Origin of the sequence: Pseudomonas sp. IzPS59 (assembly GCF_014863505.1) — a bacterium.
Classification (GTDB): Bacteria; Pseudomonadota; Gammaproteobacteria; order Pseudomonadales; family Pseudomonadaceae; genus Aquipseudomonas; species Aquipseudomonas kribbensis.
The window spans coordinates 6,179,670-6,205,292 of record NZ_CP062251.1; the positions used below are offsets into that span (position 1 = coordinate 6,179,670).

Here is a 25,623-nt window from a genome sequence, read left to right on the forward strand (position 1 = left end):
ATTACAAGGAGTCATACATGACCAAGACCGTTATCACCAGCGACAAGGCCCCGGCCGCCATCGGCACTTACTCCCAGGCGATCAAGGCTGGCAACACTGTCTACATGTCGGGCCAGATCCCGCTGGACCCGAAAACCATGGAACTGGTCGAAGGCTTCGAAGCCCAGACCGTCCAGGTCTTCGAGAACCTGAAAGCCGTGGCCGAAGCCGCCGGCGGTTCGTTCAAGGACATCGTCAAGCTGAACATCTTCCTCACCGACCTGAGCCACTTCGCCAAGGTCAACGAGATCATGGGCAAGTACTTCGACCAGCCGTACCCGGCCCGCGCCGCCATCGGCGTGGCTGCCCTGCCAAAGGGTTCGCAGGTTGAAATGGATGCCATTCTGGTCATCGAGTAATGCGCACGGCGCGGCCCTTCAGGTCGCGCCGACTGCTCTGCGGTAAAGAAAAGGTTTTGAAAGGATTCCACCATGCGCAAAGCGCTTGCTCTCTCGCTGCTCGCCATTTTCCTCGGCGGTTGCGCCAGCAACCCTGCCGACCGTGACATCAGCGGCACCTGGATCAATCAGGTCGCCATCGATGCCGCCGCCAAGGGCGGCCCCCTGCGTGAAGCGCTTCAGGCCTATGGCCCGAACCTGGAATGGGACATCAACACCAAGGCCGGCCAGGCCCGCTATACCAACGGTTTCGAGAACGTCGAAGGACGGCTGCAGGGCGAACAGTCCGGCGCCTGGAAAGTCGACTTCTACGGCAGCTCCGGCAGCGAACTGAAACGCGACGGCGGCCAGTTGCATCAGGCTGCCAGCGAAAACGAACCCCAGCAGCTCTTCGATCGCGCGCAGATTCCGGTGCCGGAAGGCGCACCGATCGGCGCCAGCTTCGAACGTGCGCTGTATTCAGCCTACCTGGGCGGCAACTGGACCATCGCCAGCGGTCAGGGCGAAGGTGCTACCGTGCAATTCCAGGCTGACGGACAAGTCTCCGGCCTGCCGGGTGCCGACCGCTATGCCTTGTGCCTGGCGGGCGACTGCGCATCGATGAGCAGCGGTAACGACAGCATGTGGCTGCAGCAGAACGGCCAGGGCAACAACTGGATCTTCGTGCGCAAGGGCAAGGAACTGGAAATTTTGCAGGCCGTGAACACGGCACTGGCGGATGAACAACCGCAGTTCAGCCCGGGTGAACGCAAGTGGTTGCTCGAGAAGCAGTGATCTGCGCTTGAGACAAAAAAGGCGGAAGCAAGTCATTGCTCCCGCCTTTTTTACACCCGCAAGTCAGCAGCGACCTTCAAGAATCGCGGCATACCCCTCGCGATAACTCGGATACATCGGCACCCAGCCCAACGCTTTCGCCCGGGCATTGCTGCAACGTTTGCTGCCGGTTCGACGCACGCTCTCGTCTTCCGACCATTCGGTGATACCCAGATACTCACGCAACCAGGCAACGACTTCGGCCAGCGGCGCCGGCGCATCGTCCACGCCGATGTAGACGTCATCAAGCGCCACACCCTTGCGATCCGCCTCCAGCAGGAACGCCATCAGGCCCGCCGCATCATCGGCATGGATGCGATTGCCATACAGCGGCGGATCGACCGCCACGCGATAGCCACGACGCACCTGGGTCAGCAGCCATTCACGGCCCGGGCCGTAAATGCCGGTCAGACGCACGATGCTCGCGGGAATGCCGCTGTTGAGCGCAACCTGCTCGGCCTCCAGCATCACCCGACCGGAATAACCGGCAGCAACGGTCTCGGATTTTTCATCCACCCATTCCCCATCCTGCTGCCCGTAGACACTGCTGCTGGAAACGAACAGCAGCCGATCCGGCACTTGCCCGTAATCGTCCAGCCAGCCCAGGACATGCTGCAAACCCTGCACATAAGCCGCGCGATAACCGGCTTCGTCGTGCTCGGTCGCCGCCGCGCAATACACCAGGTAATCCACGGCACCGACCGGCCAGGTCTCGGGGCAGTCTTCATTGAACAAGTCACCGGCCACACCGATAACGCCTTCCGGCAAACGTGAAACATTGCGGCGCAGGCCATACACCTGAAAGCCGGCAGCCAGCAATTGCGTGGCCAGACGGCTGCCGACATCACCGCAACCGGCGATCAAAACAGAGGGCGCGGACATCAAAAATCTCCCATCGGAAAGCGACAGACTAGCCCTGGCAGGGGACGAGCGGCTAGCAATGAAGGAAAAAAAGCAACTCTATTACTTCTGTTAACAAGAATTACTTGCAATAATGCACGTCACTTTTGTTCTCGGCCTCACGAGGCCTGGAAGAGCATCACCGTTTTTCTACCTCAGGTCCGGCCAGCATGACACGCATTCAAACCCCCGCTTCGCCAACCAACCGACCTCGCGCCTGGAGCGCGGTGGCTGCCCTGCTGCTCAGCCTGATGCTGGCGCCAACCGCCGCTTTCGCTGACGCCCAGGCGCCGGCCACTCCAGCCGCCCACGAGCAGACTGCACCGGCAGCCCCTGCCGCCGCGCCGGCCGCGACCGACCCGGTTCAGGCCGTGGACGCCAGCGCCGAAGACGCACCTGAAGTCCTCGAAGCCGACAACACCCTGGGCATGGCCCACGACCTGTCGCCATGGGGCATGTACCAGAACGCCGACATCATCGTGAAGATGGTGATGATCGGCCTGGCCATCGCTTCGATCATCACCTGGACCATCTGGATTGCCAAAGGCTTCGAGCTGATGGGCGCCAAGCGTCGTCTGCGTGGCGAAATCGCTGCCCTGAAAAAAGCCGCCACCCTTAAAGAAGCCAGCGCCACCGCGGCGAAGGAAGGCACCCTCGCCAACCTGCTGGTGCACGACGCCCTCGAAGAGATGCGCCTGTCGGTCAACTCCCGCGAGAAAGAGGGCATCAAGGAACGCGTCAGCTTCCGCCTCGAGCGCTTGGTAGCCGCCTGTGGCCGCAACATGAGCAGCGGCACCGGCGTACTCGCCACCATCGGTTCCACCGCGCCGTTCGTCGGTCTGTTCGGCACCGTGTGGGGCATCATGAACAGCTTCATCGGCATCGCCAAAACCCAGACCACCAACCTCGCCGTCGTGGCCCCGGGTATCGCTGAAGCGCTGCTGGCCACCGCACTGGGTCTGGTCGCTGCGATTCCTGCCGTGGTCATCTACAACGTGTTCGCCCGCTCCATCGCCGGTTACAAGGCTCAGGTGTCCGATGCGTCGGCAGAAGTCCTGTTGCTGGTCAGCCGCGACCTCGACCACCAGCCTGAGCGCAACAGCTCGCAGCCGCACATGGTCAAAGTGGGGTAATCGGCCATGGGCCTGCATTTGAAAGAAGGCGCAGACGACGATCTGGCCGAGAACCACGAAATCAACGTCACGCCGTTCATCGACGTGATGCTGGTGCTGTTGATCATCTTCATGGTGGCTGCCCCGCTGGCCACTGTGGACATCAAGGTCGACCTGCCTGCCTCGACTGCCAAACCGGCGCCGCGGCCAGAGAAACCGGTGTTCCTCAGCGTGAAGGCTGACCAGCGCCTGTACATCGGTGACGACGAAGTCAAAGCCGAAACCCTCGGCGCCGTGCTCGACGCCAGGACCCATGGCAAGAAAGACACCACCATCTTCTTCCAGGCCGACAAAGGCGTGGATTACGGCGACCTGATGAGCGTGATGGACAAGTTGCGCAGCGCCGGTTACCTGAAAGTTGGTCTGGTCGGCCTCGAGAGCGCAGTCAAGAAATGATCACGACGCGCCATAAGCTGACGCGTTACAGCGGTAGCCTGGCCGTGGTGCTGGGCGTTCACGCGCTGGCCATCGCGCTGGCGCTGAACTGGACCGCCCGCCCGCCCATCGAACTGCCGCCGCAGGCAATGATGGTCGAGCTGGCACCGGTTCCGGCCCCGCCACCGCCTGCACCGCCGAAAGTCGTCACGCCACCGCAGCCACCGGCTCCGGTCGAAGAACTGCCGATCCCGAAACTGGCCGAAGCCCCCAAGGCAGAGATTGCCGTACCCAAGCCGAAGCCAAAACCCAAGCCAAAGCCGCAACCGCCAAAACCGGTTGAGAAGAAACCGGAGCCGGTGAAGGAAAAACCTTCCGAGGAAAAACCGGCGGAGCCTCAGCAGACCCAGGCGCCGACGGAGAAATCCGCCCAGCCGGCGCCGGGCCCGTCGCCAGCACAACTGGCGGCCAAGGCCAGTTGGCAAGGCACCCTGCTCGCGCATTTGCAGAAGTACAAGAAGTACCCGGCAAGCGCGCAGGCACGGGGCAAGGAAGGCTTGAACCGGCTGCGTTTCGTGGTCGATGGCGAAGGCAACGTATTGTCGTTCGAACTGGTGGGCCGCTCCGGCAACGCCGATCTGGACCGGGCCACCCTGGACATGATCCGCCGCGCCCAACCGCTGCCCAAGCCACCGGCCGACATGTTGACCAATGGCTCGATCGAAATTGTTGCGCCGTTTGTTTACTCGCTGGAACGTCGCCGCTGATCTGCACTGGCAGAACACGGCTCGATCCCGCCAGAAAGGCACCGAAAGGTGCCTTTCTCATATCTGCCAACGGCTAACCGGCATTGCCCGGTGTCGCATTCATCACTCAGTCTGATAACGTGCGTCTATCGATTGCAGCCGGTATGCTTGGCCCGCATCTTCATGGACGCTTGCTATGACTCTCACAGAATTACGCTACATCGTTACCCTCGCCCAAGAGCAGCATTTCGGCCACGCGGCCGAGCGTTGCCACGTCAGCCAGCCGACCCTGTCGGTGGGCGTGAAAAAGCTTGAAGACGAACTCGGTGTGCTGATTTTCGAGCGCAGCAAAAGCGCCGTGCGCCTGACCCCGGTCGGCGAAGGCATCGTCGCCCAGGCGCAGAAAGTGCTGGAGCAGGCCCAGGGCATCCGCGAGCTGGCCCAGGCCGGCAAGAACCAGCTGACCGCCCCGCTGAAAGTCGGCGCTATCTACACCGTCGGCCCGTACCTGTTCCCGCACCTGATTCCGCAACTGCACCGGGTCGCCCCGCAGATGCCGTTGTACATCGAAGAAAACTTCACCCACGTGCTGCGCGACAAACTGCGCAACGGCGAGCTGGACGCGATCATCATCGCCCTGCCGTTCAACGAAGCCGACGTGCTGACCCTGCCGCTCTACGACGAGCCGTTCTACGTCCTGATGCCGGCCCAGCACCCGTGGACCCAGAAAGAATCCATCGACGCCGCGCTGCTCAACGACAAGAGCCTGCTGCTGCTCGGCGAAGGTCACTGCTTCCGCGATCAGGTGCTGGAAGCCTGCCCGACCCTGACCAAGGGCAACGACGGCGCCAAGCACACCACGGTCGAATCCAGCTCGCTGGAAACCATTCGCCACATGGTCGCCTCCGGCCTGGGCATCTCGATCCTGCCGCTGTCGGCGGTGGACAGCCATCACTACGCCCCGGGCGTGATCGAAGTGCGTCCGCTGTCGGCACCGGTGCCGTTCCGCACCGTGGCCATCGCCTGGCGCGCGAGCTTCCCGCGGCCGAAAGCCATCGAGATCCTCGCCGACTCCATTCGCCTGTGCTCGGTCGCCAAACCTGCCGCGCCGGTCACGGCCGGTTAAGTCAGCGTCATGACAGAGCTGTCGCAGGTCTCGGTCACCGCACTCAAGGGTGTCGGTGAAGCCATGGCCGAGAAGCTGGCCAAAGTCGGCCTGGAAAACCTCCAGGACGTGCTGTTCCACCTGCCGCTGCGTTATCAGGATCGCACCCGCGTGGTGCCGATCGGCGCGTTGCGGCCGGGGCAGGACGCCGTGGTCGAAGGCACCGTCAGCGGTGCCGACGTGGTCATGGGCCGGCGCCGCAGCCTTGTCGTGCGTTTGCAGGACGGCACCGGCGGCTTGAGCCTGCGCTTCTACCACTTCAGCAACGCGCAGAAAGAAGGCCTCAAGCGCGGCACGCGGATTCGCTGCTACGGCGAAGCCCGGCCCGGCGCCTCGGGGCTGGAGATCTACCACCCCGAATACCGCGCCATCAACGGCGACGAACCGCCGCCAGTGGATGAAACCCTGACCCCGGTCTACCCGCTGACCGAAGGCCTGACCCAGGCGCGTCTGCGCCAGTTGTGCATGCAGACCCTGACCCTGCTCAAACCGGCCACCCTGCCCGACTGGCTGCCGACCGAACTGGCCCGCGACTATCAACTGGCGCCGCTGGCCGACGCGATCCGCTACCTGCACAACCCGCCCGCCGATGCCGACGTCGACGAACTCGCCCTCGGTCATCACTGGGCCCAGCATCGTCTGGCCTTCGAAGAACTGCTCACTCACCAGCTATCGCAGCAGCGCCTGCGCGAAAGCATGCGCTCGCTGCGCGCACCGGCGATGCCGAAAGCCACCAGACTGCCGGCGAAATACCTGGCCAACCTCGGCTTCAATCCGACCGGCGCTCAGCAGCGGGTCGGCAACGAAATCGCCTACGATCTCAGTCAGCACGAACCGATGCTGCGGCTGATTCAGGGCGACGTTGGCGCGGGCAAAACCGTGGTCGCCGCTCTCGCCGCACTGCAAGCACTGGAAGCGGGTTATCAGGTCGCACTGATGGCGCCGACCGAGATCCTCGCCGAGCAGCACTTCATCACCTTCAAACGCTGGCTCGAACCGCTGGGTATCGACGTGGCATGGCTGGCCGGCAAGCTCAAGGGCAAGAACCGCGTGGCCGCGCTTGAACAGATCGCCAGCGGCACGCCGATGGTGGTCGGCACTCACGCGCTGTTCCAGGACGAAGTGCAATTCAAGAACCTCGCGCTGGTGATCATCGACGAACAACACCGCTTCGGCGTGCAACAGCGTCTGGCGCTGCGGCAGAAAGGCGTCGGCGGGCGCATGTGCCCGCATCAATTGATCATGACCGCCACGCCGATTCCACGGACGCTGGCGATGAGCGCCTACGCCGACCTCGACACCTCGATCCTCGACGAACTGCCGCCCGGTCGAACCCCGGTCAACACCGTGCTGGTCACCGACACCCGCCGCGTCGAAGTCATCGAACGGGTGCGCAGCGCCTGCGCCGAAGGTCGACAGGCCTATTGGGTGTGCACGCTGATCGAAGAGTCCGAAGAGCTGACCTGCCAGGCCGCCGAAACCACTTTCGAAGACCTGACCGCCGCCCTCGGCGAGCTGAAGGTCGGGCTGATCCACGGCCGCATGAAGCCCGCCGAGAAAGCCGCCGTCATGGCCGAATTCAAGGCCGGCAACCTGCAACTGCTGGTCGCCACCACCGTGATCGAAGTCGGCGTGGATGTGCCCAACGCCAGCCTGATGATCATCGAAAACCCCGAGCGCCTCGGTCTGGCGCAACTGCACCAGTTGCGCGGCCGCGTCGGTCGGGGCAGCGCGGTCAGCCATTGCGTGCTGCTCTACCATCCGCCGCTGTCGCAGATCGGCCGCCAGCGCCTGGGCATCATGCGCGAGACCAACGACGGTTTCGTCATCGCCGAGAAAGACCTCGAACTGCGCGGCCCCGGCGAAATGCTCGGCACCCGCCAGACCGGCCTGCTGCAATTCAAGGTCGCCGACCTGATGCGCGACGCCGATCTGCTGCCCGCCGTGCGCGATGCCGCCCAGGCCTTGCTCGAACGCTGGCCCACCCACGTCAGCCCGTTGCTCGACCGCTGGCTGCGACACGGGCAGCAATACGGCCAAGTGTGAGCACCGTCGCAGTTTCTCAAAGCTCGTTCCAACCAAGCTGGTTATACTCCAGCAATTGTTTCAAAAACGGATACAGACCATGACCGAAGCTGCTCTCGCCCCCGAATCCCCGCACGCTCCGTCTGTTATTCGGCTGCTGCTCAACAAGCTGGGCGTCGCCTACGAAGAAGTGCTCGACCACCACGGCCTCAACGCCTCGCGCAAAGTGCAGGCCGTGTTGCTGGACGACGCGGTCGGTGCGCTGATGGTGCTGTTTCCACAGAGCCAGTTGCTGGATCTCAACCGCCTCGCCGAGCTGACGGGCCGTCGCCTGACCGCCGTGTCCACCGAGCGCCTGGAAAAGATGCTCGGCAAACACAGCCTGAGCCTGCTGCCGGGCCTGCCGGCGCTGACCAGCTCGCCGTGCCTCTACGAAGAAAGCCTGCTGCGCGAGCCGAAGTTGCTGATCAACTCCGGCGAGCCGGGCCTGCTGCTGGAAATCGCCAGCGAAGACTTCAAGACCATGCTGACCAAGGCCAGCGCCGCCAACTTCGGCGAAGCCCTGAGCAGCATCCGCCCGAACCTCGACCGCCCGGACGATGACCGCGAGGAAATCACCCAGGCCGTGCAGGCGTTCACCGCGCGGCGCATCCAGCAGCGTCTGGAAGCGACCATCGAGATTCCGCCGCTGGCCGAAACCGCACAAAAAATCATCAAGCTGCGCGTCGACCCGAACGCCACCATCGACGACATCACCGGCGTGGTCGAAACCGACCCGGCGCTGGCCGCGCAAGTGGTGAGCTGGGCGGCGTCGCCGTACTACGCCTCGCCGGGCAAGATCCGTTCGGTGGAAGACGCAATCGTCCGCGTGCTCGGCTTCGATCTGGTGATCAATCTGGCGCTGGGCCTGGCCCTCGGCAAGACCCTGAGCCTGCCCAAGGACCACCCGCAACACACCACGCCGTACTGGCAGCAGTCGATCTACACCGCCGCCGTCATCGAAGGCCTGACCCGCGCCATGCCGCGCGCCCAGCGCCCGGAAGCCGGCCTGACCTACCTCGCCGGCCTGCTGCACAACTTCGGCTACCTGCTGCTGGCCCACGTGTTCCCGCCGCACTTCTCGCTGATCTGCCGCCACCTGGAGGTCAACCCGCACCTGTGCCACAGCTATGTCGAGCAACACCTGCTGGGCATCAGCCGCGAACAGATCGGCTCCTGGCTGATGCGCTACTGGGACATGCCGGACGAACTGGCCACCGCCCTGCGCTTCCAGCACGACCCGAACTACGACGGCGCCTACGCCGAATACCCGAACCTGGTCTGCCTGGCCGTGCGCCTGCTGCGCAGTCGCGGCATCGGCTCCGGCCCGGACGAAGACATTCCGGATGCGCTGCTGGAGCGTGTTGGTTTGACTCGTGACAAGGCCAATGATGTGGTCAGCAAAGTGCTTGAGGCGGAAGTGTTGTTGCGTGAATTGGCTTCGCAGTTCAGCCAGGCTTAAAGCACTCTTCGGAACGTCAACCAGGGCCTTTTTTGATTGCAAATAGGGCCCTGGTTCCACAGATTTCAGTCACTTTGCCAGCAACGACAGCAAACTAGCGCCCTGCTATGATTTGACGGCAATCAGAGGAATTTCCGATGACCCAAACAGATGCTGTCAGCGTTGCAAGCGAAGTTCGCAAGCTAGCCAAAGACAACAAGGTTACAGCCAGACGTGACGGCATGAGCCGTATGGCCGTGGGCATTACCCGTTTGGCTGGCGATGTCGTCGAGCTGGATGGCATCGAACAGTTGCTCGTCAACCTCAAGAGAAAAGGCGTTCTGAGCAAATCTGAAATCCTCGCGCTCCAAGGGCGCTACCTTCAGGAAAGGCGTGCACAGAAACGCAGCGCATGACTTTCGATCCGTTCGGCGACTTCGAGACGGCTGGATATCTTCAAAACTCGCTGCAACTGAAAGATCCCGTTGAAGTAAAAGAATCAGAACATCTTTCGTTCGAATTGAGTATCGAAGAGGCGCTTGCCTATCTGGCCAAGAAAAAGCCAATCGATTACCAGACTGTACTCAAGGTTCACGAAATCCTGTTCTCCGGCTTCTATCACTGGGCAGGAAAAGACCGGAACGAGCTCGTCCCCCATCTGGCGGTCTTCAAGGGCTCTTTCGACGACCCTCGCAGCACCGTCTTCGAGCGCCCGGACTCCATCAAAATGTCTGTCGACTATGCACTCAAGCTCGCATCAGACAAAAAACGCTTCAGAGACCATCCCGGTGGAGTGATGGGCCAACTGGCTTTCGCACACCCCTTCCTGGACGGCAATGGACGCGCGATTCTATTGGTCTTCATGGAACTCTGTTATCGAGCCGGGTTCGCCATCGACTGGTCAAGAACAAACAAAGACGACTACTTGCGGGCACTCAGCGACGAGATCCGAGAGCCGCGCGAAAGGCATCTCGATCACTACCTCAACCCGTTCGTAGTCGATATATCCAGTCGTGACGAATGGCCAGAGACCATCAGTGGCATCCGAGGCCTGGATGGCCTGGACAAGGAAGACATCACTTACGAGAACCTGGACAACCCGCAAGTCCAGCAGATCTACAAGACATACCGGGCCCAGCCCCTGGACGCCGAGCCTCCCGAGCCCGAAAGCTGAAGAGGCAGGCCTGTCCCGACAAGCTGCCTGAAAGCCCTATGCCTTCGGCTTGGCCTTCCTCGGCTTCAAATACTTCATCAACCCCTGAAACCACATCACCAGCGCCGGGTTGCCCTTGAGCTGGATCGACTTGTCCTGAATCCCCTGCATGAACGCCAGTTGCTTGTTCTTCGCCTGCATCGTGGCAAACCCGAACGCCGCGTCTTTAAAGGCAATCGCAAACGCCGGCTCCGCCACCACCCCGGACTTGCTGGTAATGCGCTGGTCCTTCACCACGAAATGCCGCGCCACTTTCCCGTCCAGAGTCTGCAGCTGAAACACCAGATCCTTGTCACCCAACTGCTGCTGGAACGCAGGATTTGTCCGACTGGCCTTACCCATCAACAGACCCAGCATCCACAGAAGAAAACGAAATTTCATGCGCACAGCCTCAAAAGGAAAATGAACGGCCGGGGGAGTGTAAGGGATTCGGACGGATTCGCCACTATCTTGGATTGATAGAAGACGATGTAGGCCTTTTCTCGCATGATGACCACCAAGTCACAATTTCAGCCCCGAACCTGATCGTTCCCACGCTCCGCGTGGGAATGCAGCCCGTGACGCTCTGCGTCACACCCTCCCCCGTCCTACACCTGAGGAAACACATTCCTGTAGGAGCTGCCGACAGCAGCGGTTTCTTGTTCCTCTACCCCGCAATTCCTTGGGAAATGTCCTTCAAACTGTGGTGCTGTCCATGAACTAGGCGAACTTGAGCATCATCGATAGCCTCTGTGTGTCACCGCAAAATTGGTGACCGGATGTGCAAGTCCGAAAACCGGGGCAAATCTTTCCAACTCCAAAAGGATTTACACCGATGATCGATCCAACCCTCACTGACGAAGAAGTTTCCCCCTACGAATTCCCGGACTCGAAAAAACTCCACGAAGCCGCCGAACGCGCCCTCGACCACCACTTCAAACCCAGAGCCTCACGCCCCAAACGCCTGGGCGGCCTGTTCGCCCTCTGCCCCAACGCCGACGCCGAAGCCCTCATGGCCAACGCCTCCGAAGACCTCCTGTCCATCAGCGCCATCGCCGCCAACCTGGCCGACGACCTCGACGGCCCCCGCCGCTCGATGGCACTGGGCCTGAGCAGAATGGCGGACGGCGTGCGGTTGATGGTGGAAGGCACGCTCGATCACATTGAGTTTCGAGATTACCAAGCCAAGCCGTAGCTGAAACGCGGGCGGAAAAAAGGGGACGATGCGTCCCCTTTCCTGAGCTTCGGCAACAGCAACTAGCGAAAGTCCTCTTCGCTTTTGGGTCGCGACTCCAACCCAAGAAGCGCCGCCCGGTTTATGAAGGAATAACTTCCTGAGTCGCATCGCTGCCTGAATACAACTTTGTCCTCCTTGAGCACTGTCAGAAAACTCACGAAGGCCTGACTAACGAGGTAGGTATACGCACCGCTTTTGAACTTGATGATGTTCAGGTTCACGCTGCCTTCCGACGCATCTACAACAAAAAACTTTCCCTTGGGTGGCATAGCATTCTTCGGGTAGACCATCTCGATGTTCCCCGGCACACCATAACGGTACTGAACAGAACCGGCCGTGGGCTTGCTGTTTCCCCGCGCACAAACAGAAACCGTCTTGCCGCCCTCCAGCGGGCAACTGAAGTAGATGTCTTCGTCATCCGAGCACAACGTTCCTTCCTGCCCGCCCTTCAACGGCGCCGTCTCCTGCGAAACGCGCTCCGGCGCTTTCGCGATATCAGCACAGTTGGACAGGCAAACCAGCTTCGAAAGATCCGGATCATCGCTTTCAGTGAACAGGTAAGTCGCTGAACCATCGCGGTTGCGGGCGTGATAAACGGGAACACTGACGGCCAGCCCTTTGGCCGACACCGGCACCTTGGTATCTCCGCCCGAGACGACCCAGCCTTCGACCTCCCCGCACAACGCCTCCAAAACGACCTCACTGAACGAATCTTTCGTTGGCACGGCGAACGGCTTGGCATCATCTCGGCAGTCATAGCCATGCCAGTAGGGCCCGGTGTTCATATCAATGTCGATCGAGAAAACATAAGCGCCGTCGAGCACCACTTTGCCGCTGTCGTAAGTGAAAACCAGCCAGCGCCGCGTCTTCGATTGTGAGGAGTTTTCTTCCTCCAAGATGTAGCGCTCGCCATCGCGATACAGCCAGAAAACACTCGCCGCACCGGCCGATACCGGCCTTTCGGAGAGACGCTGCCCGGACTGTGCGTCCACCAGAAAATCGTCTTTCAGCGTAAGCGCACAGTCGCTGTCGGCACCCATGCAAGACTTGAGTGACGGGAACATCGGCCCCGCCACCGCAGAGAAAGAACACAGCAATAACGCGATCAAACCTAATCTTTTCAACTTGCCACCTGTTTCAAAGCGAGTAATCCATCACTTCTTCAAGCCGCCAGCATGGCCCACGAACAAACCGATACTCGAAGACATAATCGGTATCCGGTTTCTGCAGGATGGCGACGGCGTGATCACCCTGCTCCTCCTTGATGGTCAACGTCAGGCCCTGGGCCTCTCGCTTCGCTGCATCCGGAATGATCGGGAACTTGAGCTGATCGCCGCTGAGGCTGCTTTTTTGCATCTCGGGCTCGGGATCACCGGCCACGGTCGTGACCATTTTCAGCGGCTGCTGGACGAAGGCTTTCTGCACCTCTGCGCGTTCAGAGAAGGCTGATAGGAACGTTGAAAAGTTGGGTGAGGGGCAAGCGGCACTGGCCCTATCACCGTCGTTTTTGAGTGGCTTCTGACGGTTGCCCTGATTCAGTTTCGAATCCGAAATCATTCTTCCATCCAGATCCGCCAAGTACTTCTTGATGCTCGCCGCATCCTTGTAAACACACTCGACTTCTACGCCCTCTTCCTGATCTATACCGTCACGGCAGTTCTGCAACTCGGGGTCTGGCGGGTCACCACGAAAGAACTGCAAAGCCAAGTGATCGCCGTCCTTGAAGAGCGGCAATTCCAGCACCGAATAGGAATCTCCTTCGAAATGCTCGTGCAGAACTTTGTGTTTTGTCAGGACAAACATGGACTTCCCCGCTCGCTCAGGGAATTTGCGCTCGAAGAAGAACACCGAGGCAATTTGTTCGCCCTCAACCTTCCACACATAATTCAGCGAAGGTTTCACCGCATTCGTGGGCGCGTAGAAAATCTCGGCATCAGGCACATGCACGTCTCTAACCTGATCCTTAAGGTTGTTCTTCAAAAAGAACACCGTGATCTTTTGATCACCCAACGAAGCAACCACCGGGGGATGCAGTTCTCCGATGGTTTGTAGGTCACTTGCCGATGCCGGCTGAGTCGACAAGCCGACGATGAGCCCGAGCACACCAAAACAACTTGAAAGCTTGTTCAATTCCGATCACTTCCCTGCTGATCAATCTTCTAAATATTTACGCTGACTCAGGTGCGCCGCATTTCAGCTCTTTGATTTGCTCGTCCTGAATTGGAATCACACAGGCGAGGCGCTTCTCTGCCTCTTCACGAAGCTCGAACAAGCTGAGCGTCAGCTGTAAACCATCCGCAGTGAATGCATGATCCTCAAACAACGCACTGGCGTAACCATCCCAAAACGATTTGCCGTTAAAACTGCAAAACCGTTTTGAGGAGAGCACTCGCCAATTGCCCTTGGGCGCGAGGATCTGAACATTGAGGCAGGGGCTGCCAAACGAAGTGACATAACGAGCGACTACATCGCCGTATCGTTGCGAAGCAGAACTGGAAACCTTGGCGACATCGACCACTTCACTCGGACCATCCGGGACGACCGCATCCAGGAAGGCTGCACGCTCTAGACTCATTCTGGCGATGCACTTATTGAGCACCAAGGTATATGCCTGCGATCCGGGTTCGACATCCGTGGCATCGAGGGGGCAAGTGGTATCGCGCAACTTGATCCAGGCCCGCTGCGATTCTTTGGCCATGGCCATGTAAGCCTTTCCTTGTTCAGGCTCAGGCTTCCATCGAGATTCGAATCGCTCCATCAGTTTTTTGTAGCTGGCATTGAGCTTTGCGTCGGCACTCTTGCGGTCGGCTTCCACACACTCGTCGTATTGCCAGCTCACAGTGATGACTTTGCAAGTGTCCTCAGCGAACGCGGCTGAAGCGGACAGCAGTCCTAAGGCGAACGCGATAAAGCGCACAAACATGTTCAATGTTTCATTCCCTGAATGACGGATCGCTCAACTGCACGGTGAGGTATTTTCTGCGCCTTGCCGTCGGCGCTCATCGCGTCGCGGTACTGGCTGTAATAACGCTGCGCTTCGTCTTTGCGATCAAGGCGCCAGAGTGAGTCGGCGATGTTCAACATCAGTACTGTGCGTTTACCGACGGCCTCAACGCCGCGATAGAACTTCAGCGCCAGCTCATCTTTGCCGCCCTCGGCCAGGTAAAAGCCTAGGTCGTTATAGGCCTGAACATTTTGCGCCGGGGGATGACACGCCATGTAGGACTCTGGACTTAAAAAGACCAGACCCCATTCGATGGACTCTGCGCGGGACTGCGCCGGTTCGTTACTTGAGACATGTTTCAGCAAGTCCTTTGGAGACCTCGTCTCCAGGGCGGGAGTGAGCACTTCGCCGTCGTCGGTAACCCATTGATTGCCCTTCCACTGGCCGACACAAAAAGTGGCCGAACGATCAGCCAGCACGCAACCGGTCTCCATGGAGATCATCGTGCAATGCTGTTGCGACACTAGCTTCTCTTCACCGTTTTCGTCCGACAACATGCCGAAGATCACCGGGTCGAGCAGCAAGGTTTTCTTGTCAGGACTCAGCATATTGGAGTGCCTATCGGCGCCAATATCGGCGCCAAAGAGCGGAAAGGTTTTGCCATTGGCGGTGAACCACGCAGTCGCCGAATCCACACCGGGCATCGTCCATTCTGTAGCCCGAAATGACACCGTGTTCCCGTCGACACCGACTATCGGCGGGTCCTCGGCAAAGGCGCTCATAGCGCTGCACAGACTGCCGATCATCAATACCCACTTAAGGCTGCCCATAGTCGATCCTTTTCACTGACGGACTTTCCGACTGCAGCTGCCTCTTCGTCACGCCATAAGCCTTGATCAGTTCTTCCCAGGAACCCTTCGAACCAAATGAGCGCTGGGTATTATCGAAGCTGTATTGCTCCAATCGCCCCGCCGTCGAGTAATAGCCGCGCCATTCAGGACAGGCACCGCAACCGCCGTAGCCACCGATCGAAACAAGACTGCCCTTGGTGCCTTTCACACAATCCATCGCCACAACCACGTTACTCAGCATCTTCGCTTTCTTACCGTCAGACGTGAGCTGTGAAACCTTGTCGATATTGCGCCGCAACACTTTGCCGCCAATGTTGATCGTCTGATCGGAGCAGACCGGGATGAGGTGGGTTTCTGCGTCATCCACCGTTACGGATCGGCAGGACGACACCATCACCACTTCAACACCGCCACATTGCATGACATCGCGTTGGGTGTAGGCGTCCTTGGGAGCGGCGAAAGCTGGAAACGAGAGCAACAGCGAAAGGCTGCCCGCGAGAAGATACTGATTCATGGAAAATTCCTTTTTGCCGTTAACCGGCCTGTTGTCCAGCCAGGCACTTTGCGTAGCCATCGGCGAATTTGGCATCGAATGACAGCTCCACCGGCTCTTCCAGTTCAGCCGAGGTATTGAGCAGCACCCGAGTGGCCGGAGTGTATTTGATCCAGCCGATGGTGCCGGTGCCGTCCGTATCAAAGAGCAACTGGGCTCGCACCATTTCACCGTCGTCTTCATCAATCAGCAGGTTGACCTTGTCCTTGCCGACATAGCGAAACGGGAAGTTGCTGCTCCTGACCATTTCGGTGAGATAGCCGTAGCAACTCCCGGCTTCGGCACTTGCCGGAATGGCGTAGGTGAGGGGCAACATTAGAAGTGCACTCAGCATGGGCCGAATGGAAAAGCGGTTCATCCAATCATCCTTAATCAAACAGCGGCGATCACAAATCCTTGAACGTCAGCAGCCGGAACTCGTTGTTCACAAACTCGAAGTAGCGGGTCCTGTAGCGGCTTTCCAGCTCATTACCCTGCGCGTCCTCTTCGGTATCGGCCGCAATGCCGGAAACAATGAGCAGACGACTATCGGGCTTGTTCGACAGGCTGAAGGTATTGCCGTCGTATGCATTCGGCAGTCCGCCGACAACCTCCCCCGTACGCGCATCCAGTACTTCGCCGCACAAGGTGCTTCCGCCACAAGCGAATTGGTACAGGATGTAGTGGCCGGCAAAGTTGACCTTGCGTTTGAGTGCCTGTGCACGATCCTTATCCATCCTCGGGTTGCTGTGTTCTTGCGACACCGGTTCGTGATTGATACCAGTAAACTCTGGGGTGACGGTGTAATCCTTGAAGTCCGGGTCAGCGGCGAAAGCCACGGACGTGACAATGGCCAGGAAGCCACCGAGTAGAACTGAACATCCTTTCACGCTGTAACTCCGGAACTGAAATCTATTCGGACTGACCTTCATAACGCTGTGTCTGTGGGTTGAATTGCCACAGATGTGGCCGGGTCAGGGCCTCTTCGCCCTTGTATTGAATCTGGCCACGCTTATCCCGGATGTAGGAGTAGATCTTGATGTCTTTAAAGTCGCCGCCGTTCTTGGGCGGACTGTCCAACACCTTGACCCCGGCGAAGTAACTGCCCCCGGCATAGTTCAGGTAACCACGGCACTGGATCAGGAACGCGAATGTACTGTCCATGGATGACCCAATACCCACACGGGAGTTGAAGATGAAATCTTCGATGCCATCGCCATTGAGATCGCCGATGTAGACCACATGGCCGGGCTCAGTAGAAAACTCTTTACCATCGATTCTGGAAAGCATGTCTTCCGGCTCTTCACCTTTCTCTGACCATTTCGAGAGGAAATATCTGGCGCCGGTTTCCTCATTGCAGACATCCGTCGCCATCGCCACTAACGGCAACCAGCTCATACATAACAACAGCAGTCTTTTCACTTCATTTCCTTTGAACTAACCCGTCTCAATTCAGCGGGAGTGTTTTTCCATTCGCAGCAAAGGGCGCGCTCGCCGTAGCGCCATTCGCCAGCAACATTTCACGCGGCAACTCCGTTCGGTCTTCGCAGGCTTACTCAAAAGTCATGCCGCGCACCGCTGTTTTGATTTCTTCAAATCCTTCGGCGCTGATCGCCAGCGGGGTGGCCGAGCCTGATACCGCTGAGCCGATCAACACGCTTTCGCCGCGCAACAGGCAGAAAGCAACGCGGGTAATGTGCCGTCGTGACTTGTCATGGAAACCGAAGATGAACCCCGAGGACTTCTCCCCACCGAATGCCTCGAAGGCGTATCTGTTTTTTGGCCCCGCCAGCGACGTCGGCTCCCAACCATGATCGGTCAGGGTCGCCGGGCATCTACGGTCGTTGTCATCACGCAGGAGTTGTAGAGCAATGGAGTCATTTTCCGGAGGCTTCTGGGCGGTGAGCAAGGAGAAGCTATCAGCGCTTTCACACACCGCACCAAACCATGGCTGGCTCAAGTTACCGGACTTCTCGAAATGCCAGTCATAGCCACTCGACGTTTCCGCCTGCCACATGCCAGGTGCGTTGGCCCGAGTGGGCAGTTGTTTGTCCGCGACGAACACCAGATAAAAGCTTTCGAACGTCAGCCATTGATCCTGTAACAGCGGCATGGAGAACCGGCATGAGCCCAGCTCGACAGCTGCCTGGACAGGACCGTGCGCAACAGCTGACTGGCCCGACTTATCACCAACCACAATGGCATCGGCGGCCACGGCCGTCTGTACCAGAGCAATACAGCCGAGTAGCGAACCCAGCAGCCATGAAGGCTTGATTAAACCCATCAATCCATATCCCTGTATAACGTTATCGACCACTTCTTGACCGCAGTCGGCTCATCCTTTGTTCGCAGGATTGATCAGCTCTAGCTCACCATCGAGGTACAACACCTCACACCCCACCCAGGCCAGATCCACCTGCGGCATCACCGCCGAAGGCTTGCGCAGTTCCCGCAACAACGTCGAACCATGCGACAACCGTCCACCCATCCGCGCAATCACCGCCCGCGCTGCCTGATAGTGCGCGTGACGCCCGGGATCGAGGGTGTCTTCCAGCAAGATGTCTTCGCCAAGAATGCCCCGCACCTGCCCCGGGTAAATCATGAATCCGGTGGCCTGTTCGGCACCTTCGCGGCCGTCCTGCCAGAAGCTGCCGTCGCGCGTGCGGATGTCCGGGTGCGGCGCAAACCAGTGTTCGCGATCTGCCAGAGGCATGGCGTGATGCAGGCGGAAGAAGATGCGCATCAGGTTGTCGCGATACCACTCGCGCACTTGCAGGTAATGACCACGCAGGCCCGGCAGGCCGGTTGAATGCGCGAGGCGGATCAGCCCTGACCATTGCGGGAAGGCCTGTAGTGGCAGCTCGCTCGACGCGGGTCGAGGTGTGGCCGGATCGGTCTCCCACGGCAGTCGATGGGGGCTGTTTTCCAGGTTGTCGTAAGCGGTGGGCGGTCGGCCCAGCCAGTCCCCGCCGCTGCTGGCCAGCGCCGTGGCGATGCACAGATTGCCCTGCACCACGAACACATAAAACCGGGTGAACCAGTCGGCCAATTGCTGACCATCAGCACCCTGGGCGACGAGGTCGGTCAGCTCCCGGTCGAAGCGCTGCAAGCCGCGTTCAAGGCTCAGCAAATGCCCGCGAGCGATACGCTGCATGCGCAGGAACAACGGTAGGGAACGCACCATCCGCAGCGGTCGCCACGGCAGATGCGGAGTCGCGCCGCCGACTTCACCGGCATAGTTGCTGGCGCTGATGCCCCAGTCGGCCAACCGTGCGAGAAACAGGTCGTTGTTGATGTAGGACGCACCGCCAAATACAGCCGTGAACGGCTCGTTGTCCTGCAACACCCGCGCATCCCAACGGGCCATGATCGCCGGAATGCTCGCAGCGGCCCGGCGCTGGGCGTACTCCACCAGCACACTAGGTTGCGGCGGAAGAATCTCGGCGATGTTGGCGGCCGTCAGGTGCCGGCGCCAGCCGTAGTCGCTGATCGGCCGGTATTGCAGCAGCCACAGTTGCGAACCGTCCCAGGCCCATTCGACATCGCCGGGCACATAGTGAAACACCCGCAAGACATCCTGGAGAAAGCGCCACAGCACGTCTTCGGTCAACCCATGGGCGGCCGTGAACGTGCCGCTGCGCCAGGCATCGCCGAGCCGCGAAAGCGTCGTCCGTTCAGGGCTGATCTGACCGTCGGCAAGGGACTCAAGATGACCTTCGATCCACTCGAGTTCCACCGACAGATGACGCACAAACGCGATGCCCGACACCTGCGGCGTGATGAAGCGCTGCACCACCACTTCCTCGACACCTTCGGCAGTCAGCGCGGCAATGCGCGCCGGCACGTTGGCGGCCTGCTCGCGCAGGTAAGTTGTGCTCAAGCCGGCATTCGCAGAGTCGGCCTGATCTTCGCCGTAACTGGAGGAACGCACCGCCCAGATCGCCTGTGGTTGGCTGGCGAGAAAAGCGGGTAGTCGCGGATCGTTGCAATCGTTGAGGGTCAGCGCCGCCGGCACCGGTTGCCGGGCCAGTTCCGCCAGACGCAAACGCCCGCCCTTGGTGTGCGCGACGAAGCCGCGCTCGCCCGACTCCAGCCACTGCACAAACTGCGCGGGCGCGTCGATCCACGGGTAATGCCCCCAACCGGGTTTGAGGCTGATGGTCAGGTCTGCGCGCGCAAGAATCGCCGACCACGCGGCGGCTTGTTCGATGCCAAGCACCTTGTCCTGATCACCCCAGACCAGCTCGACCGGGTCGGTGATCCACTCCAGCAAGGGCAGCGCGGTATCGGCACGGATCAGATCCCAGTGCGGCACAAACGCACGGCAACGCGCATAACCGGCGCCCATGCGCTGGTACTGCACGGGTGTCCAGGTCTGGTTGGAGAACTTGCGCGCAAACAGCGTGGGCTTGTTCGACAGCAGCCAGTGAATGGACTTGCGGATCGGCAGCGGTGACATCAGTGCCGGCAATCGGCGCTGCCACAAAAAGGCGCCCACCGGCGCCAGCAAAACACTGCGAGCAAAGTGCCCTGGCCGACGTTGCAGTGCATGCAGCACCAGCAACGCGTTGACCCCGACGGCCATGATCACGCTGCCCTTTTGCGTCATCGTCAGCAAGGTCTGGGCGTAAGCTGCCAGATCCTCGCAGGGCGGCTGCGGGTTGGCGCCGAAGCCCGGCAGCTCCAGCGGCACCACGGTGTAACGCTGAAAATGCGGCAGCGCGTCATCCCACCAATCGGCGGCGCTGCCGTTGCCGGCCAACAGGTACATCAGGGGCTTGCTCATGGGCGATCCTCAGGCCAGATCGCGCAGCGCGGCGTCAAGAGTCGGATAGCGGAACGTGTAGCCCGCCTCGCTCAAACGCTGCGGCACCACACGCTGACCGTCGAAGAACAGCTGAGCCATTTCCCCGGCCAAGGCACGCACTGGCGCGGCTGGAATGTGGAACCACACCGGACGCTTGAGGACCTTTCCGACGTTCTCGGCGAACGTTGCCTGACTGACGGTTTCGGGCGCGACCATGTTGTAGGTGCCGCGCAAATTTTCATCGTGGAAGGATCGAGCGATCACCTGAATCACATCGTCGCGATGCACCCAGCTCATGATCTGCTGACCGTCGCCCATGCGCCCGCCGAAACCCAGGCGGAACGGAATCAGCAATGGCAACAACGCACCACCCGGCCCGAACACCACGCCGAGACGCAGCACCACCTGACGCACACCAAACTGCGTGGCGGGTTGCGCCGAAGCCTCCCAACGCGCACAGAGTTCGGCCATGAAACCGTCGCCCTTGCTGGCCTGCTCATCGAGGCTTTCGCTGGCATCGCGCACACCGTAAAAGCCGATGGCCGAGGCCTGAATCCACAGCGCCGGTTTATGGCTCGTTTGCTTCAGCCAGCACATCAAGGCTTCGGTGGCATCGACCCGACTGGCGAGCAATTGCGCCTGCCGCTCGGGGCTCCAGCGCGGGCCGGCGACCGGTGCGCCGGCGAGGTTGATCACCACGTCGAAGGGTTCGTCGCGGCCGAGTTCGCTCAACGACCGCACACAGCGGACGCGACCGTCGAACAGATTCGCCGCTTTCAACGGATCCCGCGCCAACACGCTGACCGTATGGCCGGCGTCGAGTAACTGATTGACCACGGCCTCACCGATGAACCCGGTGCCCCCGGTGATCAGCACGCGCTTGTAGGCGCCGCCGACAAAGGGGTTGGACTTGCTCACGGTTCTTTCCGGTGGGGATGTCCGACGATCATGGCGCAGCAACCAGATCAGCGGCGGCAACAGCACCAGCAGCGCAAAACCGTCGAGCCACAGATGCGACCAGACCTGTTTTTGCGCCGAGAGCCACATGTCCTGCGGTGCCCATAACAGGATGCCCGCCATCAACCAGCCCCAAATTGCGGGAGCTTTAAGACGGTTGCCGAGGTGCACCAACGCGAGCATGTACAGCGAATAACTTTGCAGCGTCGCGCCGAACAGCGCGAGCCACCAGACCTGCTGCTCGTGACCGGCGGAAGGGACCGCATCGGCACCCCAGAACGCGAGTTCGAGGGTGTGAAGATAGCCGTCGAGTAATCCGGAATGACCGGCCCAGGTCAGCGTGAGACCGGCGAGCAAATGCACGATCGCGGCGGCATACAGCCACAGCACCATCGCGGGGCGAAGAGAGAAAGAGGGGGCTGGCATTCCGTGTCCTGAGCGCGTTCCTTGAGGGCGGGGAGTTTAAAGGAAAACCGTCCGGCTTCGGGGGTGTCAGAGGCAATAACTGGGTTTGATTTCAGTGGTGGAATTCTTCTTCAGATGCTCCAGACCGAAGTTCGCCCCTTCGTAGCCTTGGGCGAGAGCCAATTGATAGCAGGCCATGGCTCGGGAGGGGTCTTTGGTGCCCCACTCGCCGCTCGCAAAGGTCGATCCCAACTTGCTGATCGCGACGGCATTACCCATTTTCACAGCGCCGATCAGCGCTTGCTCTGCGAGCGCGGGATTTTTGCAGGGCCCGTCGAAGGTAAGCTCGTTGCCGTCACAGTAAAACTCGGAAAGCCCCATCGCACCGTTGGGCAACGTAGTGGCTGCTGCTTTGAATAAAGACTCCAGCGTGTCCGTCGGCACCTGCGGCGCCATACCCGAGAGACTCAGAATGGCAGCTTTGTAACTGGCGAGTGGGTCTCCAGAGCGTGCTGCGCACAACAGGTTTTCCAACGTGGCTTCAAACAACTCGACTGTGAGCGGTTGATCTTCCGGAGCCCCCAATGCTTCGAACGCCTCGGCACGTTGGTAACAGAAATTCTCTTCCTTGCTCAGCTTGGGCTTGCTCGCAACGACCAGATCTTTATCACTGATCGACCAGTCTTCAACGCCTTCAAGCACCCAACAGGCCTGCCGCGAAAAGTTGAAGACTTTGACGTGGCTCCAACCTGCGCGCTTATCCACAACGATGGAATGGCTATCGTCGAGCTCTTGTATATTGACTCCCAGAATCTTGCGGGAGGGGATGGGTGCCATTAACGGATAGCCCAACTTGGCCCCCTTCACACCCGTAACGATCGGTTCGAAACGACCGGCTTCGGCTGTCGGTTTCAACGCGAGCAATTTAACCGTCATCGCCGTAAACCTGCGTTGTGAATGGCCATCGGCAGAAAATGCTGCAAGGAACGGCATGAAGTCGTCAGATGGGCACGCAACGCTTTTATCGGATGACTGCTCAGGTTGTCCAGGCGCGATCTTGTCCAGATACGCCGAGCGCTCGCGGCTCATTCTGGCGATGCACGAGTTAACCGCGAACACATGCGCCGGCATCCCCGTCTCGATCTCGAATGCCTCCAACGGACAATTCGCATCGCGCAATTTCAACCACGCACGTTGCGACTCTTTAACCTTCCCCGCGTACTCCGCTCCCAACGCAGGATCTGCTCGATAGTCAGACTCAAGCCGCGCCATCAATTGCTTATAGCTGACGTTCAGTTGCGTATCGGCAGCCTTCTTCGCCGCCTCCGAGCACGGCACCATTTCCAGGCTTGAGGCGACTTGGCTGCAGTCATCCTGCGCGTACACCGCTGAAACAGGCAGCAGCACGGCCAGCAGGGTAAAAACAAAACGTTTCACTATGTTCTTCCTTGAGTCATTCAGGCTTTGCGTTTGGCGAATCGGGTGACGCATTGCTTGGGTATGTTCACTTCCCAATAGGTGCTGAGCAAAGCTTTACGTTTTTTGGGGCCGGGCCTATTCCGATCCCGCTACACACTGCCCATCCTGAAGATCAGGAGCCAGCGCCCGATTTCCCGACAGATACCAACTCGCAAGCGACTGACTCTCGCAATAAGCGTTCTTCTCGGCATCGTAATAAAACGCGACCTTGTGCTTGGCCATCCCGCCCCGGTTGGGGACAAACAACTCGACGGCGAACACGACATCGGGCAAAGCGGTTTTTCTATCCGACATCAGCATGGGTGGCCCCAGAAACCTACAGGGCACGCCATCAAAAGGCAGATCCAACCGGCCGTCTTGATACCTGTAAATCGCGCAAATGCCATTCGGATCTTCAATCACCACGGCAGCCATCGTTCCACCACTCCAGCTCACCACGCCATCTGCAATGGTGCGAAAACTCTCGGCAGGCATTTGGTTTTCCTTCGTGAGTGCAGCGACCATCGCGGTGGGCATTGTATGGCTTGTACTGACACCGGCTGGCGCTGCACTTGCGGACAACGCCCACGTCAACGCCAGGAACAACAGGGGAACGACTTTCACTCTGAATCTCCGATGGCATGGCTGACCGATTTGCAATGCACGACCCTTACTGCGCCGTACATTCAGGTTCGGCGAGATGTTCACCATCAACGCGGAATCTGCACAATTCGGTAGTTTCATTCACTCCAACCAGCGACATCAGCTTGAAGGTCAACTGCAATTCGGTGTCGGAAAACGTGGCCCTATCCAATGAGACATCGGTGAAGCCGTTGTTAAAATTCTTGCCTTCAATGTCGCAGAACTCCATCGAGTCGCTCGCTGCTCCTTGTCCCCCAGGCTTGAGAATCTGAATATTGACGCAGGGGCTATCGAACGTTTGGTAATAACGGACCAGCTTTCCGGAAACGTGAGCGACATCGGCCTTATATATATCGACGACCGGCCCTCGTGCGTTGCCTGCAAATGCACAAAATGAAAAACACAAAACTGAAAACAGCGAAAATCCTTTCAAGACTCACCCACTCCATAAACCTGCTGATCAAATGCTTTAGTTCACTGTTTGCTCTTGTCCGGAGCCATAGCCAATTGACGGGCTCGCTCTATCGTCGCGCGGATCAAGCAGGAATCTGACCACTCCCCGAAAACCGATTTAGACGATTTCGGCTCAGGCAGACACTCCGCATCGCGAAATTTCATCCAGGCCCTTTGGGTTTCCCTCAGGCCTCTCCGTGCATTTTCGTCCAACCGTTCCATGCGTTCCCGGTAAACGAGGTTGAGCAGTGCATCCGTATCCGTCACAACCAGATCAAGCGCCCCACTCGACGCAGTTGGCCACACAACGTCCGCCAACGCCTGCTTGGTTTCGTTGTTCCAATTGTAGAAACCGTTCTCTTCAATTTTCAGCCAGGCAGAGCGCCCATAATGATTGGTCGGATCGCTCGCACTGACTTCAGATTGGTAGACAATTTCCAGATAGATCGGGTCGGTTGAGCGCTGAGGATCATTCAGCAGCGTTTGACGAACGATGGACCGTTGCTTTTTGCTCTCGGTGATTTCAATCGAAAAACATGGGTCCGGGCCGGGACGGTCTGTTGACTTCACCCTCGCCAGACACTCTTTACGAAGGGCCATGGACGGAGCATCTGGCCCAAATCCTATGTCTACAACCCTCACGAGCAGTCGTACTTCAGGATCTTTGGAAAAATCCGCCTGAAGCACGGTCGCAATCATAGTTCCTTCTGCTTTCACAACCGAAGACAGCAAAGAAAAAGCCAAAACAAGACTAAATCTAAAATTCATAATCCCTTGATGTCCGCAAAAAATACAACAGCAAACTAGACCTGTTTTAATCTAAACATACGAAAAAGATCTATTTAAACGCCGCACCAAAATCAAAGCCGCTGAGCGCAACACCACAAATAAATCTGTCACCTTTTCTGGAATATGCTGGAAACATTCATTTCATCTGATCATATAGAACAAACAAATCCGCCACTTTAACTTGCTGAACGTAACAAATAAATTTGTCCATTTTAATTAAGCACAACAAACAATCTATCCCGT

Annotated in this window: 28 protein-coding genes; 11 read left to right on the forward strand and 17 right to left on the reverse strand. The window is 59.1% G+C overall.

Annotated features, from left to right (window positions below; genetic code table 11):
- The first annotated feature begins 17 nt into the window (after positions 1-17).
- Both IF189_RS27890 and IF189_RS27895 read left to right on the forward strand, forming a co-directional pair.
- A complete protein-coding gene (locus IF189_RS27890; RefSeq protein ID WP_003229509.1) occupies positions 18-398 on the forward strand; it encodes a RidA family protein in 381 nt (126 codons plus the stop codon).
- Positions 399-470: 72 nt separating this feature from the next.
- Positions 471-1,211, forward strand: a complete 741-nt coding sequence (locus IF189_RS27895) for a hypothetical protein (RefSeq protein ID WP_119426811.1) — start codon at positions 471-473, stop codon at positions 1,209-1,211.
- A gap of 63 nt (positions 1,212-1,274) precedes the next feature.
- On the opposite strand, the gene IF189_RS27900 is transcribed toward IF189_RS27895, so the two are convergent.
- Positions 1,275-2,132, reverse strand: a complete 858-nt coding sequence (locus IF189_RS27900) for an SDR family oxidoreductase (RefSeq protein ID WP_192552570.1) — start codon at positions 2,130-2,132, stop codon at positions 1,275-1,277.
- Between the two features lie 188 nt (positions 2,133-2,320).
- On the opposite strand from IF189_RS27900, the gene exbB reads away from it, so the two are divergent.
- The 8 genes from exbB to IF189_RS27940 all read left to right on the forward strand — a co-directional run bounded on the left by exbB (position 2,321) and on the right by IF189_RS27940 (position 10,287).
- The gene (gene exbB / locus IF189_RS27905; RefSeq protein WP_192552571.1) at positions 2,321-3,283 is read left to right on the forward strand and encodes a tonB-system energizer ExbB; all 963 of its coding nucleotides are present in this window, start codon (positions 2,321-2,323) and stop codon (positions 3,281-3,283) included.
- 6 nt (positions 3,284-3,289) lie between these two features.
- On the forward strand, positions 3,290-3,718 hold the full coding sequence (exbD, locus tag IF189_RS27910; RefSeq protein WP_085708863.1) for a TonB system transport protein ExbD: 429 nt from the start codon (positions 3,290-3,292) through the stop codon (positions 3,716-3,718).
- Positions 3,715-4,464, forward strand: coding sequence for an energy transducer TonB (locus IF189_RS27915; RefSeq protein ID WP_085708862.1), 750 nt, complete (start codon positions 3,715-3,717; stop codon positions 4,462-4,464). The genes exbD and IF189_RS27915 overlap by 4 nt, the downstream gene beginning before the upstream one ends.
- Before the next feature lie 175 nt (positions 4,465-4,639).
- Positions 4,640-5,569: a hydrogen peroxide-inducible genes activator gene (locus tag IF189_RS27920; RefSeq protein WP_064379831.1), complete on the forward strand. Its 930-nt coding sequence runs from the start codon at positions 4,640-4,642 to the stop codon at positions 5,567-5,569.
- A 9-nt stretch (positions 5,570-5,578) separates the two neighbouring features.
- Positions 5,579-7,654 carry an ATP-dependent DNA helicase RecG gene (recG, locus tag IF189_RS27925; RefSeq protein WP_192552572.1) on the forward strand — a complete coding sequence of 692 codons (2,076 nt, stop codon included), beginning with the start codon at positions 5,579-5,581 and terminating at the stop codon, positions 7,652-7,654.
- Positions 7,655-7,733: 79 nt separating this feature from the next.
- Positions 7,734-9,134, forward strand: coding sequence for an aminoacyl-tRNA deacylase and HDOD domain-containing protein (locus IF189_RS27930; protein WP_114886341.1), 1,401 nt, complete (start codon positions 7,734-7,736; stop codon positions 9,132-9,134).
- 137 nt (positions 9,135-9,271) lie between these two features.
- Positions 9,272-9,529 carry a hypothetical protein gene (locus IF189_RS27935; RefSeq protein WP_085731368.1) on the forward strand — a complete coding sequence of 86 codons (258 nt, stop codon included), beginning with the start codon at positions 9,272-9,274 and terminating at the stop codon, positions 9,527-9,529.
- On the forward strand, positions 9,526-10,287 hold the full coding sequence (locus IF189_RS27940; protein WP_192552573.1) for a Fic/DOC family protein: 762 nt from the start codon (positions 9,526-9,528) through the stop codon (positions 10,285-10,287). Before IF189_RS27935 ends, IF189_RS27940 begins: the two co-directional genes overlap by 4 nt.
- A 36-nt stretch (positions 10,288-10,323) precedes the next feature.
- Here the strand turns inward: IF189_RS27940 and IF189_RS27945 are convergent, their stop codons facing one another.
- Positions 10,324-10,707 (reverse strand): SCP2 sterol-binding domain-containing protein, encoded by a 384-nt coding sequence (locus tag IF189_RS27945; RefSeq protein WP_096817262.1) that lies wholly within the window; start codon positions 10,705-10,707, stop codon positions 10,324-10,326.
- Positions 10,708-11,140: 433 nt separating this feature from the next.
- On the opposite strand from IF189_RS27945, the gene IF189_RS27950 reads away from it, so the two are divergent.
- On the forward strand, positions 11,141-11,500 hold the full coding sequence (locus IF189_RS27950) for a DUF6124 family protein (protein ID WP_192552574.1): 360 nt from the start codon (positions 11,141-11,143) through the stop codon (positions 11,498-11,500).
- A gap of 62 nt (positions 11,501-11,562) precedes the next feature.
- Here the strand turns inward: IF189_RS27950 and IF189_RS27955 are convergent, their stop codons facing one another.
- The 15 genes from IF189_RS27955 to IF189_RS28025 all read right to left on the reverse strand — a co-directional run bounded on the left by IF189_RS27955 (position 11,563) and on the right by IF189_RS28025 (position 25,290).
- Entirely contained in the window at positions 11,563-12,651 is a 1,089-nt protein-coding gene (locus IF189_RS27955; protein ID WP_225739926.1) for a hypothetical protein, read from the reverse strand.
- Between the two features lie 28 nt (positions 12,652-12,679).
- On the reverse strand, positions 12,680-13,672 hold the full coding sequence (locus tag IF189_RS27960) for a hypothetical protein (protein ID WP_225739927.1): 993 nt from the start codon (positions 13,670-13,672) through the stop codon (positions 12,680-12,682).
- 37 nt (positions 13,673-13,709) lie between these two features.
- Entirely contained in the window at positions 13,710-14,465 is a 756-nt protein-coding gene (locus tag IF189_RS27965) for a lysozyme inhibitor LprI family protein (RefSeq protein ID WP_192552575.1), read from the reverse strand.
- A gap of 2 nt (positions 14,466-14,467) precedes the next feature.
- Complete coding sequence (locus IF189_RS27970) at positions 14,468-15,316, reverse strand: tetratricopeptide repeat protein (RefSeq protein ID WP_192552576.1); 849 nt, start codon at positions 15,314-15,316, stop codon at positions 14,468-14,470.
- The gene (locus IF189_RS27975) at positions 15,303-15,851 is read right to left on the reverse strand and encodes a hypothetical protein (RefSeq protein WP_192552577.1); all 549 of its coding nucleotides are present in this window, start codon (positions 15,849-15,851) and stop codon (positions 15,303-15,305) included. The genes IF189_RS27970 and IF189_RS27975 overlap by 14 nt, the downstream gene beginning before the upstream one ends.
- A 19-nt stretch (positions 15,852-15,870) precedes the next feature.
- The gene (locus IF189_RS27980; RefSeq protein ID WP_192552578.1) at positions 15,871-16,248 is read right to left on the reverse strand and encodes a hypothetical protein; all 378 of its coding nucleotides are present in this window, start codon (positions 16,246-16,248) and stop codon (positions 15,871-15,873) included.
- A gap of 28 nt (positions 16,249-16,276) precedes the next feature.
- On the reverse strand, positions 16,277-16,759 hold the full coding sequence (locus tag IF189_RS27985) for a hypothetical protein (RefSeq protein ID WP_192552579.1): 483 nt from the start codon (positions 16,757-16,759) through the stop codon (positions 16,277-16,279).
- Positions 16,760-16,781: 22 nt separating this feature from the next.
- Positions 16,782-17,291, reverse strand: a complete 510-nt coding sequence (locus IF189_RS27990) for a hypothetical protein (RefSeq protein ID WP_225739928.1) — start codon at positions 17,289-17,291, stop codon at positions 16,782-16,784.
- A 130-nt stretch (positions 17,292-17,421) separates the two neighbouring features.
- Entirely contained in the window at positions 17,422-18,153 is a 732-nt protein-coding gene (locus IF189_RS27995) for a hypothetical protein (RefSeq protein ID WP_192552580.1), read from the reverse strand.
- A 51-nt stretch (positions 18,154-18,204) separates the two neighbouring features.
- Complete coding sequence (locus IF189_RS28000; RefSeq protein WP_192552581.1) at positions 18,205-20,655, reverse strand: PEP-utilizing enzyme; 2,451 nt, start codon at positions 20,653-20,655, stop codon at positions 18,205-18,207.
- 9 nt (positions 20,656-20,664) lie between these two features.
- Positions 20,665-22,059 (reverse strand): TIGR01777 family oxidoreductase, encoded by a 1,395-nt coding sequence (locus tag IF189_RS28005; RefSeq protein ID WP_192552582.1) that lies wholly within the window; start codon positions 22,057-22,059, stop codon positions 20,665-20,667.
- 66 nt (positions 22,060-22,125) lie between these two features.
- The gene (locus IF189_RS28010; protein WP_192552583.1) at positions 22,126-23,475 is read right to left on the reverse strand and encodes a lysozyme inhibitor LprI family protein; all 1,350 of its coding nucleotides are present in this window, start codon (positions 23,473-23,475) and stop codon (positions 22,126-22,128) included.
- Positions 23,476-23,592: 117 nt separating this feature from the next.
- Entirely contained in the window at positions 23,593-24,120 is a 528-nt protein-coding gene (locus tag IF189_RS28015) for a hypothetical protein (RefSeq protein ID WP_192552584.1), read from the reverse strand.
- 46 nt (positions 24,121-24,166) lie between these two features.
- Positions 24,167-24,571 (reverse strand): hypothetical protein, encoded by a 405-nt coding sequence (locus IF189_RS28020; protein ID WP_192552585.1) that lies wholly within the window; start codon positions 24,569-24,571, stop codon positions 24,167-24,169.
- A 41-nt stretch (positions 24,572-24,612) separates the two neighbouring features.
- Positions 24,613-25,290, reverse strand: coding sequence for a lysozyme inhibitor LprI family protein (locus IF189_RS28025; RefSeq protein WP_225739929.1), 678 nt, complete (start codon positions 25,288-25,290; stop codon positions 24,613-24,615).
- Positions 25,291-25,623: the final 333 nt, after the last annotated feature.

Excerpts from the sequence above, each read along its gene's own strand:
- IF189_RS27920 (WP_064379831.1), top strand. The coding sequence starts at position 4,640 with ATGACTCTCACAGAATTACGCTACATCGTTACCCTCGCCCAAGAGCAG.
- recG (WP_192552572.1), top strand. The coding sequence starts at position 5,579 with ATGACAGAGCTGTCGCAGGTCTCGGTCACCGCACTCAAGGGTGTCGGT.
- IF189_RS27915 (WP_085708862.1), top strand. The coding sequence starts at position 3,715 with ATGATCACGACGCGCCATAAGCTGACGCGTTACAGCGGTAGCCTGGCC.
- IF189_RS27965 (WP_192552575.1), bottom strand. The coding sequence starts at position 14,465 with ATGTTTGTGCGCTTTATCGCGTTCGCCTTAGGACTGCTGTCCGCTTCA.
- IF189_RS28000 (WP_192552581.1), bottom strand. The coding sequence starts at position 20,655 with ATGAGCAAGCCCCTGATGTACCTGTTGGCCGGCAACGGCAGCGCCGCC.
- IF189_RS27900 (WP_192552570.1), bottom strand. The coding sequence starts at position 2,132 with ATGTCCGCGCCCTCTGTTTTGATCGCCGGTTGCGGTGATGTCGGCAGC.
- IF189_RS27950 (WP_192552574.1), top strand. The coding sequence starts at position 11,141 with ATGATCGATCCAACCCTCACTGACGAAGAAGTTTCCCCCTACGAATTC.
- IF189_RS28025 (WP_225739929.1), bottom strand. The coding sequence starts at position 25,290 with ATGATTGCGACCGTGCTTCAGGCGGATTTTTCCAAAGATCCTGAAGTA.
- IF189_RS27970 (WP_192552576.1), bottom strand. The coding sequence starts at position 15,316 with ATGGGCAGCCTTAAGTGGGTATTGATGATCGGCAGTCTGTGCAGCGCT.
- IF189_RS27975 (WP_192552577.1), bottom strand. The coding sequence starts at position 15,851 with ATGAATCAGTATCTTCTCGCGGGCAGCCTTTCGCTGTTGCTCTCGTTT.
- IF189_RS28005 (WP_192552582.1), bottom strand. The coding sequence starts at position 22,059 with ATGCCAGCCCCCTCTTTCTCTCTTCGCCCCGCGATGGTGCTGTGGCTG.
- IF189_RS27945 (WP_096817262.1), bottom strand. The coding sequence starts at position 10,707 with ATGAAATTTCGTTTTCTTCTGTGGATGCTGGGTCTGTTGATGGGTAAG.
- IF189_RS27980 (WP_192552578.1), bottom strand. The coding sequence starts at position 16,248 with ATGAACCGCTTTTCCATTCGGCCCATGCTGAGTGCACTTCTAATGTTG.
- IF189_RS27940 (WP_192552573.1), top strand. The coding sequence starts at position 9,526 with ATGACTTTCGATCCGTTCGGCGACTTCGAGACGGCTGGATATCTTCAA.
- IF189_RS27930 (WP_114886341.1), top strand. The coding sequence starts at position 7,734 with ATGACCGAAGCTGCTCTCGCCCCCGAATCCCCGCACGCTCCGTCTGTT.
- exbB (WP_192552571.1), top strand. The coding sequence starts at position 2,321 with ATGACACGCATTCAAACCCCCGCTTCGCCAACCAACCGACCTCGCGCC.
- IF189_RS27895 (WP_119426811.1), top strand. The coding sequence starts at position 471 with ATGCGCAAAGCGCTTGCTCTCTCGCTGCTCGCCATTTTCCTCGGCGGT.
- IF189_RS27890 (WP_003229509.1), top strand. The coding sequence starts at position 18 with ATGACCAAGACCGTTATCACCAGCGACAAGGCCCCGGCCGCCATCGGC.
- IF189_RS27935 (WP_085731368.1), top strand. The coding sequence starts at position 9,272 with ATGACCCAAACAGATGCTGTCAGCGTTGCAAGCGAAGTTCGCAAGCTA.
- IF189_RS27995 (WP_192552580.1), bottom strand. The coding sequence starts at position 18,153 with ATGGGTTTAATCAAGCCTTCATGGCTGCTGGGTTCGCTACTCGGCTGT.
- exbD (WP_085708863.1), top strand. The coding sequence starts at position 3,290 with ATGGGCCTGCATTTGAAAGAAGGCGCAGACGACGATCTGGCCGAGAAC.